The organism is Vibrio sp. 10N.222.55.B11, assembly GCF_041473705.1.
GTDB classification, from domain to species: Bacteria; Pseudomonadota; Gammaproteobacteria; order Enterobacterales; family Vibrionaceae; genus Vibrio; species Vibrio crassostreae_C.
On sequence record NZ_JBFRST010000105.1, the window covers coordinates 1 to 15,109 of the forward strand.

Here is a 15,109-nt window from a genome sequence, read left to right on the forward strand (position 1 = left end):
CTGATTTGATCAACAACGCCTCTCACCTCTATCAAATATTCCGTAAGCTTGCGGTAAAAAATAGAGTTCAAGCGATAGCATGGGCAAACCAGAACCTGCTTGCATAATCGACCCACCTCTTAGTCTGACGATAATTTTGAGGGAAGCTCTAGTAAACCATGGCTATTGTTGCTGAATTTTCGACATAACTTATGCTAGAGTTGCCCTCAGAAATATCAACCACTCAGGTTGAATCAATAATTATTATAGATAAAGGGTCTTATCATGATCAAAAAGTGCCTTTTCCCGGCAGCTGGCTACGGTACACGTTTTTTACCTGCAACCAAGTCAATGCCTAAAGAAATGATGCCTGTAGTAAACAAACCTCTGATTGAATACGGTGTAGAGGAAGCTATCGAAGCTGGTATGGATGGAATGTGCATCGTTACTGGACGTGGTAAGCACTCGATCATGGATCACTTTGATAAAAACTACGAGCTTGAGCACCAGATTAGCGGCACCAATAAAGAAGACCTATTGGTTAATATCCGTGAAACGATTGAAGCGGCAAACTTCACCTACATTCGTCAACGTGAGATGAAAGGCCTTGGCCATGCTATTTTAACGGGTCGCGAACTTGTAGGCGATGAACCGTTCGCAGTAGTACTTGCTGATGACCTTTGTGTGAACGAGCAACAAGGCGTGCTAGCTCAGATGGTTGCGCTATACAAACAGTTCCGCTGTTCTATTGTTGCTGTACAAGAAGTTCCAGAAGAAGAGACTCACAAGTACGGTGTTATCTCTGGCGAAATGATCAAAGATGACCTTTTCCGAGTTGATGACATGGTAGAGAAGCCAGAGCAAGGTACAGCACCAAGCAACCTAGCGATCATTGGTCGTTATATTCTGACTCCAGATATCTTTGAATTAATCGAGCAGACAGAACCAGGTAAAGGCGGCGAAATCCAGATCACTGATGCATTGCTAAAACAGGCAAAAGCAGGCTGTGTATTGGCTTACAAATTTAAAGGCCAACGTTTTGACTGTGGTAGTGTTGAAGGCTATATCGAAGCAACAAACTACTGCTTCGAAAACCTATACAAGAAAGACCAGCAGCAAATCGAGCTAGGTAAACACTCGACCAAGAAAGAAGCATAACGACTGGTTAATCACTAACGTTACTGATTTTAGAAAGGGCGACTCTTTGAGTCGCCCTTTTTGTTTACTGTTTTTTTATCCAGTAAAACTTTGCACAAATCTCACTCTATGTAATACTTTAGCCACTTAAAATTACATGGTCTATTGAGATGGATAAAATAGAAATTAGAGGCGCTCGTACGCATAACCTCAAAGACGTCAACCTAACCATTCCACGTGACAAACTGACTGTCATCACCGGATTATCGGGGTCAGGAAAGTCGTCACTTGCGTTTGACACACTCTACGCAGAAGGTCAGCGTCGTTATGTTGAATCTCTGTCTGCTTACGCTCGTCAATTTCTATCTCTTATGGAAAAGCCTGATGTCGACCATATTGAAGGTCTGTCTCCAGCTATCTCAATAGAACAAAAATCGACTTCACATAACCCTCGCTCAACCGTCGGTACCATTACCGAAGTCTATGATTACCTCAGATTATTGTATGCGCGAGTAGGCGAACCTCGCTGTCCAGACCACAACATCCCTCTAGCAGCACAAACCATCAGTCAAATGGTCGATAAGGTCTTAGAACTGCCTGAAGGCTCAAAGATGATGTTGATGGCACCGATTGTCAAAGAGCGCAAAGGTGAGCATGTTAAAACACTGGAAAACTTAGCTGCGCAAGGCTTTATCCGAGCCCGAATTGATGGTGAAACCTGTGATCTATCCGATCCACCAGCACTTGAACTTCATAAGAAGCACACCATTGAAGTTGTGGTAGACAGATTCAAGGTTCGTCCTGATCTTCAACAGCGTTTAGCCGAGTCATTCGAGACCACATTAGAGCTCTCTGGCGGTATCGCTGTCGTCGGCTGGATGGACGAAACGGATCAAGAAGAGATCGTATTCTCTGCTAACTTCGCTTGTCCTAAATGTGGTTACAGCATGCAAGAGCTTGAGCCTCGCCTGTTCTCATTTAATAACCCGGCAGGAGCATGTGGTACGTGTGATGGTCTTGGTGTTCAACAGTATTTTGATCCAAGCCGAGTGATTTTAGATGAGAACCTAAGCATTGCTGAAGGTGCGATAAAAGGTTGGGATCAAAAGAACTACTACTATTTCCAAATGCTAACGTCGCTGTCAGAACATTATGGTTTTGATCTGTATGCGCCATTTAATTCTCTACCGAAAAAGACTCAAGAGATCATTCTAAAAGGATCAGGTCGTACTGAAGTGGAATTCAAGTACATCAATGACCGAGGTGATATTCGGGTTAAGCGTCATCCATTTGAGGGCATTTTAAATACCTTGGAGCGCCGTTACCGTGATACTGAATCGAGCGCAGTGCGTGAAGATCTTGCTAAATACATCTCAACCAAATCGTGCTCTAGCTGTGATGGCACTCGCCTGAGATTAGAAGCTCGTAATGTTTTCATTGGTGATACAACACTTCCGGAAATCGTTGAACTTAGCATTGCTGACGCACTACAATTTTTCCAAGAATTGAAGCTAGACGGTCAACGTGGGCAGATCGCAGATAAAGTGATGAAAGAGATCAATGATCGTCTGCATTTCTTAGTCAACGTTGGTTTGAACTACCTTAACCTATCACGCAGTGCTGAAACGCTGTCTGGTGGTGAGGCGCAACGTATTCGTTTGGCGAGCCAAATCGGTGCCGGTTTAGTTGGCGTTATGTATGTACTTGATGAGCCATCAATTGGTCTCCACCAGCGCGATAATGAACGTCTATTGCAAACCTTAATTCACCTGAGAGACTTAGGTAATACGGTACTTGTTGTGGAACATGACGAAGATGCAATTCGTTGTGCTGACCATGTTATCGATATCGGTCCAGGAGCAGGGGTGCACGGTGGTCACGTGGTGGCAGAAGGTACCATGCAAGACATCATCGAAAACCCGAACTCTTTGACAGGCCAATACCTGAGCGGTGCTAAAGAAATTGCAGTGCCTGAAAAGAGAACGCCTATCGACAAGAAAAAGGTCGTCGAGATCGTTGGCGCAACGGGGAACAACCTAAAGAATGTGACCGCGACAATTCCTGTTGGCTTGTTCAGTTGTATTACGGGCGTATCAGGTTCGGGTAAATCAACGCTTATCAACGATACCTTCTTTAAAGTCGCCCACACTCAATTAAACGGTGCCACGACTGCAGTTCCAGCAAAGCACAAAAAGATTAAAGGGTTAGAACATTTTGATAAGGTAATCGACATAGATCAAAGCCCTATCGGTCGTACACCAAGATCAAACCCTGCGACCTACACAGGGATTTTCACCCCTATTCGTGAACTATTCGCGGGCACTCAGGAATCACGTTCTCGTGGTTACAAGCCAGGTCGATTCAGCTTTAACGTTCGTGGTGGTCGTTGTGAGGCTTGTCAGGGAGACGGCGTAATCAAGGTAGAGATGCACTTCTTACCCGATGTGTATGTGCCTTGTGATGTGTGTAAAGGTAAGCGCTATAACCGTGAGACTCTAGAGGTCCGCTACAAAGGTAAAACCATTGACGAAGTTCTAGAGATGACTGTGGAAGATGCTCGTGAATACTTCAACCCGGTACCTGTTATCGCTCGTAAACTGCAAACTTTAATGGACGTTGGCCTCTCTTACATTCGCTTAGGGCAAGCAGCTACAACCTTATCTGGTGGTGAAGCTCAGCGTGTTAAATTAGCGCGTGAACTGTCTAAACGAGACACGGGAAAAACCTTATACATTCTCGATGAGCCAACAACAGGCCTTCATTTCCACGATATCCAGCAGCTACTGACGGTATTACATAGACTGCGTGATCACGGTAATACAGTTGTCGTGATTGAGCACAACCTAGATGTCGTTAAAACAGCAGACTGGATCCTAGATCTTGGCCCAGAAGGTGGGCAAGGTGGTGGTGAGATTGTTGCAGAGGGTACACCTGAAGATGTGGCGTTAGTCGAAGGTTCACACACTGCTCGCTTCCTTAAGCCTATGTTAAATTTGAAGTAGGTGTAAAATAGCGCCCTGCGGGCAGACAGAAAAATGTTAAAGTAACAGAGCTTGTTTCAGAAGGAACAAGCTCTGTTTTTATAAGGTTAGGGATTTATGGCAACAATACACACTAGCGGTACTCAGCTAGAAAATCAGGTCACTCAGCTACCACTCAACAAAGCATTTCTGGCTTCTTTAGCTGTTGTATTCTTGTTAGCTATGCATTTTTTTATGCCGAATCCTGGTGGTTCGGGCCTTGCTCTATCCTTTAACCCTACCACTTGGCTAGCGCTAAGCTTCACGCTAGCGATTGGCTTTTACCAACTCGCGACCAATCGAGTACTCAAGTATTCCAAATTAACAATTGGCTTGTTGATTAGCTGCATCATACTCACGCTACCCATTTTATACAGCAATGCTGCACCTCAAGGAGCGTCAGGACGCTTGCTTGGATTGTGGGCGGGCTTTGCCTTATTTGTGGTGCTGCAGCAATTTAAGTTCAGCAATAAACACAAGCAACGTATGTTGTGGTTCATTGTACTTGCTGTTGTTATACAAGCACTATTTGGCTATGTGCAATATTTCTTATTAGAACCTGGCAACCTATTTGGCTACAACACTGCTGCAAACCGACCATATGGGATATTTCAACAACCGAATGTAATGGCAAGCTTTCTTGCTACTGGTTTTGTGCTGTCCGCTTACCTTTTAGCAAGGCAGCCGGCTAAATATAACCATAAGATCAGCGAATCATTCCTACTGTATTTAACTCCAACCTTAACCGTGCCCTTGCTGATCATCATTGCATCACGTACCGGATGGTTGGCCGCTGTCATTGGGTTTATCTGCATTCTGCCCTATCTATACAAGTTCTCGACCAAGAAACGCTTCTACGGATGGTGCGCATCAGTGCTCGTCGGTGTCGTCGTCGCTTTTTCGGTGATCAGCCTAAGTGCGACTGATAGCCTCGCTAGCAAGAAAGCGAACCTAGAAAGCCCGCGCGCTTATACGTTCCCGCAAGCTTTAGATATGATGATCGAAAAGCCATTTACAGGTTATGGTTACGGGAAATTTGAGTCTGAATACACGCTATACACAGCTCGCCAGCATCAACTCAACCCAAATTATCATCCCGGCCTTCCTTCAATGGATCACCCGCACAATGAATTCCTGTTTTGGGGGGTTGAAGGCGGAATAGTACCAATCATCGGGATATTGCTTGCTGCGTTCTTAGTCATGTCACGTATAGCAAACTCAGCGAAGGGAACACGTCTAGCACTGCTCGCACTATTTATACCGATACTCTTACATTCTCAGCTCGAGTACCCTTTTTACCACTCAGCGATTCACTGGATAACCTTTATCATTTTGATTTACTGGGTCGATCAACGAGCTTCTCGTCACTATCAACAGCCGTTTAGTATCGTTAGTAAAACCCTGTTTAGAGTGTCTAGCTTGGTGGTTCCGATCTTGGTGAGTTTTTATATGTTGAGCGCCCTGCACACCAACTATGTACTGACTAAGTTTGAACTGTCTAAGCCGAAAAATCCGGACATTCTTAAGCAGGTAACGAACCCAGTAGTGTGGAAAGATCGCTACGATTGGGATATATACAGCACTTACCTTAATATCGGCCTCTACAAAGCCGACCCGAGCCTTATACAGCCTTACATCGATTGGTCACTGGAGATCATAAAGAGTAAACCAAGACCGGCTTTCTACAGCAATCTGATTCTGGCGTATCAAGGCCTAGGAGAAGAAAGTAAAGCAGAGCAAATTCGTAGCGAAGCGAACTTTTTATTCCCTAACAGAGACTTTTCAAAGGTTCAGTATAAGAAAGTGTCACAAGCAGAAGATAACGTTTCGTCTGCAGAATAATGTTAAGAATTCGCAACGCAAGCTTCACTTAGTAGGCAGTAGGAGCTTGGGGTAGATACAAAAAAGCGCACGATCTCTCGTGCGCTTTTCTTTTTAATTTCAGTTCATGCAGCTACTTCAAAACATCTTTTAGCGCTTTTAGGCACAACGCGACATTCTCTTTACGAGCACCGTAACCCATTAGGCCGATACGCCATGCCTTACCAGCCAAAGAGCCAAGCCCAGCACCGATTTCAAGATTATATTCTTCTAAAAGCTGCGTTCTGATCTTAGCCTCATCAATTCCTTCTGGGAAATAAAGTGCATTAAGCTGCGGCAGGCGGCTCTCTTCATCAACCACAAACTTTAACCCTAGAGCTTCTACGCCTTCTTTAAGCTCTTGGTGCATCGCATGATGACGAGACCACGCATTATCTAAGCCTTCATTTTTCAACAAAACCAGCGACTCATGCAGAGCATAAAGGCTGTTCACGGGTGCGGTATGGTGGTAGCTACGCTTACCTTCCCCACTCCAGTAACCTAATACTAAACTTTGATCCAAAAACCAGCTTTGCACTGGTGCTTTACGGGCTTTCATTTTATCAACCGCACGCTGAGAGAAAGTCACTGGAGATAGCCCTGGCACACAAGACAGACACTTTTGGCTGCCAGAATAAACCGCATCAAGCTGCCACTCATCAACCAGCAATGGCACACCACCTAATGATGTCACTGCATCAACAATCGTTAACGCATCAAACTGACGAGCGACAGCAGAGATAGCTTGAGCATCAGATAACGCTCCGGTTGATGTCTCTGCATGCACAAATGCAACAGCAACGGCATCGGGGTTTTCTGCCAATGCTTGTTCTACCTTTTCAACTGAAACGGGCTTGCCCCATTCGTCATCAACAAGGATCGCTTCGCCACCACAACGCACCACGTTTTCTCGCATACGCTCACCGAAGACACCGTTACGACAAACAATCACCTTTTCACCAGGCTCAATCAAGTTAACAAAACAGGTCTCCATACCCGCACTGCCCGGTGCAGACACGGCAATCGTAAATTCGTTTTCAGTCTGAAAAGCGTATTTAAGAAGCTGTTTAAGCTCGTCCATCATCGCAATAAACAGCGGATCTAAGTGACCTATGGTTGGACGGCTCAAAGCCTGTAACACTTGAGGTGAGATATCTGAAGGACCAGGTCCCATTAACGTTCGGTGTGGTGGATAAAAGCTATCGATAGCAGTAGTGAGTGGTAAATTAGACATGTACATCCCTTACGTTAATGTTGTGAACAATCCACCCTAAAGCAAATTGATTACCTCAGCAATTAGCCATAAGTATTGAGGTCAAACCACTGTCACATAATTGTTAAAATTATTTTTCAATTATCTCAAGTTACGGATTGACATTGTTACCACAAAAACGTTCAATGAAACGGCTATCTAGCAGAAGAGGAGCACTGCCCAGGCAGATGTTTTGTGGAACCGCATTTCCAATACAAAACATTTATGGGGAGCAGTGCCGAGATAATAAAAGGATGCAGGACCTTTATTATCGGTTGAGCGGGCTGAATCCCGTCAACTGTCGCCATTTCTATATGGTGAAGAGCTTCTGAGGTTACTATTCTAATAATTCCTCTCTTTTTGCTCTAAAACTCTCTTCGAAAAACATCGGACGTTGGATTACCCAACCGTAATTTTATTTTAGGAAGTCGTGGGAGATATATCGTGAGTGCATCTAATGTAGCTGGTTCTTTTAATGTCGCTAAGTTTGGTGGAACAAGTGTTGCCAACTTTGAAGCAATGAGCCGTTGTGCTGCCATTATTGAAAACAACTCAAACACGAAACTGGTCGTGAGTAGTGCATGCTCTGGTGTCACTAACTTGCTGGTTGAACTAGCAAATGGTGTTCAAGATAAAGCACGTCGTCAGGAACTAATGGCGCAATTAGCGGACATTCACAACGCAATTCTTGACCAACTCGCAGATCCAATCAGCATCGAAAAAGAAGTCCACAGCATTCTTGATGACATTGCGAGCGCTGCAGAGGCCGCATCATTCCAAACAAGTACTAAACTGACGGATCACCTTGTCGCATGTGGCGAGTTGATGTCGACACACATCTTGGCTCAGATCATCTCTGAACGAGGCACTCCTGCTGTTCGCTTTGATATCAGAGATGTGATGCGTACTAATGATGATTTTGGTAAAGCCGAACCTCAACTAGAAGATATTGCCGCTCTAGCGCAAGAGAAACTGATTCCACTTTGCCAACAACAAGTTGTCGTTACCCAAGGTTTTATCGGCGCTGATAGCGAAGGTAACACCACGACTTTAGGCCGCGGTGGCAGTGATTACTCAGCAGCATTGATTGCCGAATCTGTACAGGCGATTGGTCTAGAAATCTGGACGGATGTTCCGGGTATTTACACCACTGACCCTCGTATTGCACCTAAAGCTTCTCCTATCCCAGAGATCAGCTTCAGTGAAGCATCGGAAATGGCAAACTTTGGTGCGAAGATCTTGCATCCATCGACTCTAGTACCTGCATTACGCCACCAAATCCCGGTATTTGTCGGCTCTTCTAAAGCACCAGAGTTGGGTGGAACTTGGATTCGCCAACAGGTGGAAAGCTCTCCACTATTCAGAGCCCTCGCCCTTCGCTGCAACCAAACCATGGTTACGCTGCGTAGCGCTAATATGTTCCATGCTTACGGCTTTCTTGCGAAAGTGTTCGAGATCCTTGCTAAACATAAGATCTCTGTCGATCTGATTACTACCTCTGAGATCAGTGTTTCACTCACCCTAGATCAAACTGATACATCTGGTGGTGCTCCTGAATTACCAGAAGCAGCACGTCTTGAGCTAGAAGAGCTTTGTTCAGTCGATGTGGAACATGACCTGTGTTTAGTGGCATTGATTGGTAATAATATGAGTGAAAGCAAAGGCTACGCTAAGCAAGTATTCAGCACCCTTGAAGATTTCAACCTGCGCATGATTTGTTACGGAGCAAGCCCACACAACCTGTGTTTCTTGCTAGATGAATCTGTTTCTAAGTTGGCGATTCAAAAACTGCACCAAGAATTGTTTGAGTAAAAATGCGTTTATCACCAACAGAGAAATAACTAAATCTCAGATACAAAAAGGGTTGCTATTAAGCAACCCTTTCTCTTTTTTACTATACGAATCAAAGCTCGTCGTAGATTCAAACTAGTTAATGTTTGGACCTAACCACTTCTCGGCTTCTAACATATCCCAACCTTTGCGGTCAGCATAGCTATCCACTTGATCCTGTTGAATCTGTGCAATAGCAAAGTATCTAGCATCAGGGTGTGAGAAATACATACCAGACACTGAGGCACCAGGCCACATCGCGTAGCTTGTCGTTAATGACATATCGATTGCCTTTTCAACATCCATCAGCTCCCACAACGTGCCTTTCTCTGTATGCTCAGGGCAAGCAGGATAACCTGGAGCTGGACGAATACCTTGGTATTTCTCTCGAATCAAATCGTCGTTAGACAAATTCTCATCTGGCGAGTAACCCCAAATATCCTTTCTCACTTCTTTATGCAGATATTCCGCGAACGCCTCAGCCAATCGGTCAGCAACCGCCTGAATCATAATCGCGTTGTAGTCATCGCCTTTCGCTTTGTATTCATCAGCCAGCTCTCGCTCACCAATACCACCCGTAACCGCAAAGCCACCAATCCAATCCGCTTTACCGCTTTCTTTTGGCGCAATGTAATCAGACAAACAGTAGTTAAAGCCTTTTGGTTTCTCTGTTTGTTGACGAAGATTGTGTAGAACTTTTAGAACTTCGGTACGAGATTCATCGGTATACACCTCAATATCATCACCAACACTGTTCGCTGGGAACATGGCACACATACCACGCGCTTCAAGCAGCTTCTCTTTCTCTACGCGATCCAGTAAATCATTAGCATCTTTGAATAAACGTTTTGCCTCTTCACCCACTTCTTCATGATCAAGGATTGCAGGGTATTTACCAACCAATGACCATGTCATAAAGAATGGAGTCCAATCGATGTACTGACGCAAAGTCGCCACATCAAAATCATTGAAGATGTGAACTCCCGGCTTAGCGGGTGCAGGTGGCGTATACGCATCCCAATCGATAGCAACTTTATTGGCACGAGCTCTTTCAAGCGTGACAGGCTTGGTACGAGGCTTCTTACGATTGTGCTGATCTCGAACGCGATCGTAATCGATATCCAGCTTCTCAACGAAAGCGGGTTTCAATTCATCAGAAAGTAGTGAAGTACAAACACCCACTGCACGCGAGGCATTATTTACGTATACAACAGGTTCTGAATAATTCTGCTCAATCTTAACTGCTGTGTGAGCTTTAGATGTGGTTGCGCCGCCAATCAGAAGAGGCAGCTTGAAACCCTGTCTCTCCATTTCTTTAGCAACATGTACCATTTCATCAAGAGACGGTGTAATCAGCCCAGACAGGCCAATAATGTCGACATTCTCTTCTTTCGCTACCTTGAGAATCTTCTCGCAAGAAACCATCACACCTAAGTCGATAATTTCGTAGTTATTACACTGTAAAACCACACCAACGATATTTTTACCGATATCGTGAACGTCACCTTTAACGGTCGCTAACAAAATCTTACCGTTAGTTGCGCCCACTTCTTTGGATGCATTAATGAATGGTTCTAAATGGGCAACCGCCTGTTTCATCACACGCGCAGACTTTACAACCTGTGGTAAGAACATCTTACCTTCACCAAACAGGTCACCAACAACGTTCATTCCGTCCATTAGAGGACCTTCAATCACTTCAATAGGACGAGAGGCATTAACACGAGCTTCTTCGGTATCTTCAACAATAAAGTCGGTGATACCTTTTACCAAAGAGTGCTCCAAACGCTTCTCTACAGGCCAAGTTCGCCACTCTAATGCAGATTTATCTTCAACCTTACCAACAGCACGCTCTAGGTATTCGGTCGCCATATCCAGCAATCTTTCAGTCGAATCATCACGACGGTTTAGTACGACATCTTCAACAGCATCACGCAGATCTTCTGGAACATTATCGTAAATTTCCAACTGACCAGCGTTTACAATGCCCATATCCATACCGTTTTTAAAACAGTGATATAGGAATACCGCGTGAATAGCCTCACGGACGTAGTTATTACCACGGAATGAGAATGAAACATTCGACACACCGCCAGAGATCATCGCATGCGGGAGATCGCGTTTGATGTCTCCTACTGCTTCAATGAAATCAACCGCATAGTTATTATGCTCATCGATACCAGTAGCCACTGCGAAAATATTCGGGTCAAAAATAATATCTTCTGGTGGGAAACCGACTTCATCAACAAGAATGTTGTAGGCATTGGTACAGATTTCGACTTTACGCTCTCGAGTATCAGCCTGCCCGACTTCATCAAACGCCATCACGATGACAGCAGCACCATAACGACGAACTAATTTGGCTTGCTCAACAAACTTCTCTTTGCCTTCTTTTAGAGAGATTGAGTTAACGATGCCTTTGCCTTGAATACACTTTAGGCCAGCTTCGATAACTTCCCACTTAGAAGAATCGACCATAACAGGTACTTTCGAGATTTCAGGTTCTGAAGCACATAGATTCAGGAATTTAACCATACACGCCTCGGCGTCTAGCATCCCTTCATCCATGTTGATATCGATAATTTGAGCACCATTCTCGACTTGCTCTCGAGCTACACTCAAGGCTTCGTCGTAGAGCTCTTCTTTGATAAGGCGCTTAAAGCGTGCAGAGCCGGTAACATTGGTCCGCTCACCTACATTCACGAACAAAGATTCTTTAGCTATCGTCAGTGGCTCTAGTCCCGAAAGACGACAAGAAACTGGTAAGTCTGGCAATTGACGCGGCGTTACACCTTCAACGGCCTCAGCCATTTCACGGATATGCTCTGGAGTAGTACCACAACACCCACCAATTAGGTTCAAGAAGCCACTTTCAGCCCACTCTTTAACATGTTCAGCCATATCCTCAGGAGAAAGGTCATACTCGCCAAATGCATTAGGCAAACCCGCATTAGGGTGAGCAGAAACATTGCACTCTGAGATACGAGACATCTCACCGACATACTCACGCAGTTCATCAGGGCCCAATGCACAGTTCAATCCAAATGAGATTGGTTTTACATGACGAAGGGCGTTGTAGAATGCTTCTGTCGTCTGTCCTGAAAGGGTACGACCTGATGCATCAGTGATGGTACCGGAAATCATCACTGGCAGACTGATACCTACTTCTTCGAAAACAGATTCAACCGCAAAAGCACACGCTTTCGCGTTTAACGTATCAAAGATAGTTTCAATAAGAATTAAATCTGAACCGCCCTTAATGAGCGCGCGAGTCGATTCAGAATAAGCTTCAACCAGTTCGTCAAAGCTAACATTACGGTAACCTGGATCGTTTACATCAGGCGAGATAGAACAAGTTCGGTTGGTTGGACCTAATACACCCGCGACGAAGCGAGGTTTATCTGGGGTCTTTGCAGTCCATTCATCAGCTGCTTCACGAGCAAGCTTGGCAGCAGCAAAGTTAATCTCTTCACTAAGGCTTTCCATATCATAGTCGGCCATAGCGATGGTTGTAGCGTTAAAGGTATTGGTTTCGAGGATGTCAGCCCCAGCTTCCAAATACTCCATATGGATATCTTTGATAAGTTTAGGCTGTGTAAGAACTAAAAGGTCATTGTTGCCCTTCAAGTCACTGTGCCAATCAGCAAAGCGTTCACCACGATAGTCTTGCTCTTCCAATTTATAATCCTGAATCATGGTGCCCATGCCACCATCAATCAGTAAAATTCGTTGCTTCAACAGAGCGTCAATCTTTTGCCTTACATTACTTCCCACGGTACAACCTCATTCCTTTAATTATCCCTCCATCCTATCACACATTAAAAAGGAGTCTAGACGTCTAAAAAAGGAAATTGATTACTGAGTCATGACAAAAAAATGTTTGCTATTTGAGCATGAGACAACGAAAATTCATATTCATACTTTGTTACATGTTGGAATCCCAATGTCGGTCTATTACACCTTATGCTTCTTGTCCGCTGCAGCCATGCTTATTGCTTTCGTGAATACAAAAATTGGTAAAATGCAGACAACCATCGCCATTACAGCTGGCTCAATGATGTTATCTCTATTAATTATCATTGCGGGACAAAACAATTGGTTCCAATTGGCTGACATCGCCTCAGAAACCGTTGCCAGTATCAATTTTGAAGATTTCCTTCTAAAAGGGATATTAGGATTCTTACTATTTGCAGGCGGTTTGGGAATCAAATTACCAAACCTAAAAGACCAGAAATGGGAAATAACAGTACTCGCGTTAGGTGCTACGCTGTTTTCAACATTCTTTATCGGTTTTGTGCTGTACGGGTTTTGCCAGTTCATCGGTATTCAATTTGATCTGATTTACTGTCTACTCTTTGGCTCGCTAATCTCTCCAACCGATCCCATCGCCGTGCTAGCAATAGTAAAGAAACTCGACGCTCCCAGAAGAATCTCTACTCAAATCGAGGGAGAATCTCTATTCAACGATGGTTTTGGCTTAGTTATCTTCGTAACCCTATTTACTATCGCATTCGGCACAGAAGCGCCAACCGTCGGTAGTGTGACCATGCTATTCGTTCAAGAGGCGATTGGCGGCATTGTCTATGGTTTTGTTTTAGGTCTTGTATTCCACTACCTAATCAGCAATACCGATGACCACTCGATGGAGTTGCTATTAACCATCGGCATCCCAACTGCTGGTTATGCGTTTGCTGAAGTTCTACATGTATCAGGCCCATTAGCGATGGTGGTATCAGGTATCATGATTGGTAACTGGACTCGCTTTATCGGATTCTCAAAAGAGAGTGAAGATCACTTAGATCATTTCTGGGAATTGATAGATGAATTCTTAAACGGCGTATTATTCCTACTAATTGGTATGTCGATGCTGTTATTCAAATTCCACCAAGAAGATTGGATCTTAATGGCTTTCGCAGTCCCTCTAGTATTGAGTGCACGTTACTTGAGTGTTTTCTTGTCTTACATCGGATTTAAACGCTTTAGAACTTACAACCCGTGGTCGATTAAGATTCTAACTTGGGGTGGTTTACGCGGTGGCTTAGCACTAGCCATGGCACTTTCAATCCCTTCAGGTATCTGGGTAATTGAAGACAAAGCAATCGATGTTAAAGAGATAATCCTTGTCATGACATACGCCGTTGTTGTGTTTTCTATTCTGGTTCAAGGCTCAACTATCACTCCTATGATAGAGAAAGCAAAACAAGCAGAGAAAGAGCTAGATTAACACCTAGATAGATCAACCAAGGCCGCCTACTTTAGGTGGCCTTTTTTATACCCAATGGAAGTCAAACTCACCAATTCCCATACTGAAGCTATCGCTGAAAGGTATGCGTGGAACATAGAGCTCATATCGATATTTGATACCACTATTATTGGAGTAATCGAAAGCCTTAATTTCGGGGGAGCACTAAATTTGGCCAGAACTCGTTCAGAAGGTTAAGTCATACTGAGAACTCGTTCTTCTGCTCACTCGTTAGTCTACCCAATAACCCACTCTCAAGTTATATAAGCTTCAATCGAAAGGCTTCACCTTTCACCTGGAAACAAAAATAACGGGACTCAACGTCTCGCTAGAATAGCGTTAGTTATTAACAGGACTACGGAGCTAGATGAGTGGTGAACAGAAAGCTTTAGCTTTGAACTAAGTCATTAAATACAGCAAGGCTGCACTAAATCAGTGTTCGATAGAGATAGCTAAAGGAATACATGGTACTTCAAGTGATACTTGTAAAAATGACAGGAATAAAAAGCGCTAGCATTTCTGCCGAGACGTGCAGACTAGAGTCTTAAATATGGCAAGGCTGGAATGAGTAGGCACTCCGGAGATTCGAGCACGCAGGTGAGCTAGGAGCGCCTAGTTATCCCAACATTACTTCGTAGAAGCAGCAGATACAAAAAAGCCCCAGTATTTCTGCTGAGGCTTAGTATATGGAAAGGTTGGAGGTTTAGACTCCCAACACGCGCTGTTTTGGTAAGTAGGAGAATCCGCGGCTTTGCTAATGGCGTATATTATACCAATCCGGAAAATTAA

General features: G+C 44.2%; 7 protein-coding genes and 1 riboswitch. Of the genes, 5 read left to right on the top strand and 2 right to left on the bottom strand.

Annotation, left to right across the window (positions count from 1 at the left end):
- The first annotated feature begins 264 nt into the window (after nt 1–264).
- The 3 genes from galU to AB4503_RS24750 all read left to right on the top strand — a co-directional run bounded on the left by galU (nt 265) and on the right by AB4503_RS24750 (nt 5,978).
- Nucleotides 265–1,137: a UTP--glucose-1-phosphate uridylyltransferase GalU gene (gene galU, locus AB4503_RS24740; RefSeq protein ID WP_017061340.1), complete on the top strand. Its 873-nt coding sequence runs from the start codon at nt 265–267 to the stop codon at nt 1,135–1,137.
- Between the two features lie 149 nt (nt 1,138–1,286).
- Nucleotides 1,287–4,118, top strand: coding sequence for an excinuclease ABC subunit UvrA (gene uvrA / locus AB4503_RS24745; RefSeq protein ID WP_017061339.1), 2,832 nt, complete (start codon nt 1,287–1,289; stop codon nt 4,116–4,118).
- A gap of 96 nt (nt 4,119–4,214) precedes the next feature.
- On the top strand, nt 4,215–5,978 hold the full coding sequence (locus AB4503_RS24750) for a PglL family O-oligosaccharyltransferase (protein WP_372115873.1): 1,764 nt from the start codon (nt 4,215–4,217) through the stop codon (nt 5,976–5,978).
- Nucleotides 5,979–6,090: 112 nt separating this feature from the next.
- Here AB4503_RS24750 and AB4503_RS24755 read toward each other — a convergent pair whose 3' ends face one another.
- Nucleotides 6,091–7,230, bottom strand: coding sequence for an alanine--glyoxylate aminotransferase family protein (locus AB4503_RS24755; RefSeq protein WP_017061337.1), 1,140 nt, complete (start codon nt 7,228–7,230; stop codon nt 6,091–6,093).
- 176 nt (nt 7,231–7,406) lie between these two features.
- Nucleotides 7,407–7,584, top strand: a riboswitch (Lysine riboswitch).
- Between the two features lie 108 nt (nt 7,585–7,692).
- Between AB4503_RS24755 and lysC the strand changes: the two genes are divergently transcribed.
- Nucleotides 7,693–9,060 (top strand): lysine-sensitive aspartokinase 3, encoded by a 1,368-nt coding sequence (gene lysC / locus AB4503_RS24760; protein WP_372115874.1) that lies wholly within the window; start codon nt 7,693–7,695, stop codon nt 9,058–9,060.
- Between the two features lie 114 nt (nt 9,061–9,174).
- On the opposite strand, the gene metH is transcribed toward lysC, so the two are convergent.
- Nucleotides 9,175–12,852 carry a methionine synthase gene (metH, locus tag AB4503_RS24765; protein ID WP_017061335.1) on the bottom strand — a complete coding sequence of 1,226 codons (3,678 nt, stop codon included), beginning with the start codon at nt 12,850–12,852 and terminating at the stop codon, nt 9,175–9,177.
- 169 nt (nt 12,853–13,021) lie between these two features.
- Here metH and AB4503_RS24770 point away from each other — a divergent pair, with 169 nt between their 5' ends.
- Nucleotides 13,022–14,302, top strand: coding sequence for a sodium:proton antiporter (locus AB4503_RS24770; protein WP_017061334.1), 1,281 nt, complete (start codon nt 13,022–13,024; stop codon nt 14,300–14,302).
- Nucleotides 14,303–15,109 lie beyond the last annotated feature (807 nt).

What these genes read in the sequence shown, in the direction of transcription:
- galU (WP_017061340.1), top strand. Translation starts at nt 265, where the DNA reads ATGATCAAAAAGTGCCTTTTCCCGGCAGCTGGCTACGGTACACGTTTT.
- uvrA (WP_017061339.1), top strand. Translation starts at nt 1,287, where the DNA reads ATGGATAAAATAGAAATTAGAGGCGCTCGTACGCATAACCTCAAAGAC.
- AB4503_RS24750 (WP_372115873.1), top strand. Translation starts at nt 4,215, where the DNA reads ATGGCAACAATACACACTAGCGGTACTCAGCTAGAAAATCAGGTCACT.
- AB4503_RS24755 (WP_017061337.1), bottom strand. Translation starts at nt 7,230, where the DNA reads ATGTCTAATTTACCACTCACTACTGCTATCGATAGCTTTTATCCACCA.
- AB4503_RS24770 (WP_017061334.1), top strand. Translation starts at nt 13,022, where the DNA reads ATGTCGGTCTATTACACCTTATGCTTCTTGTCCGCTGCAGCCATGCTT.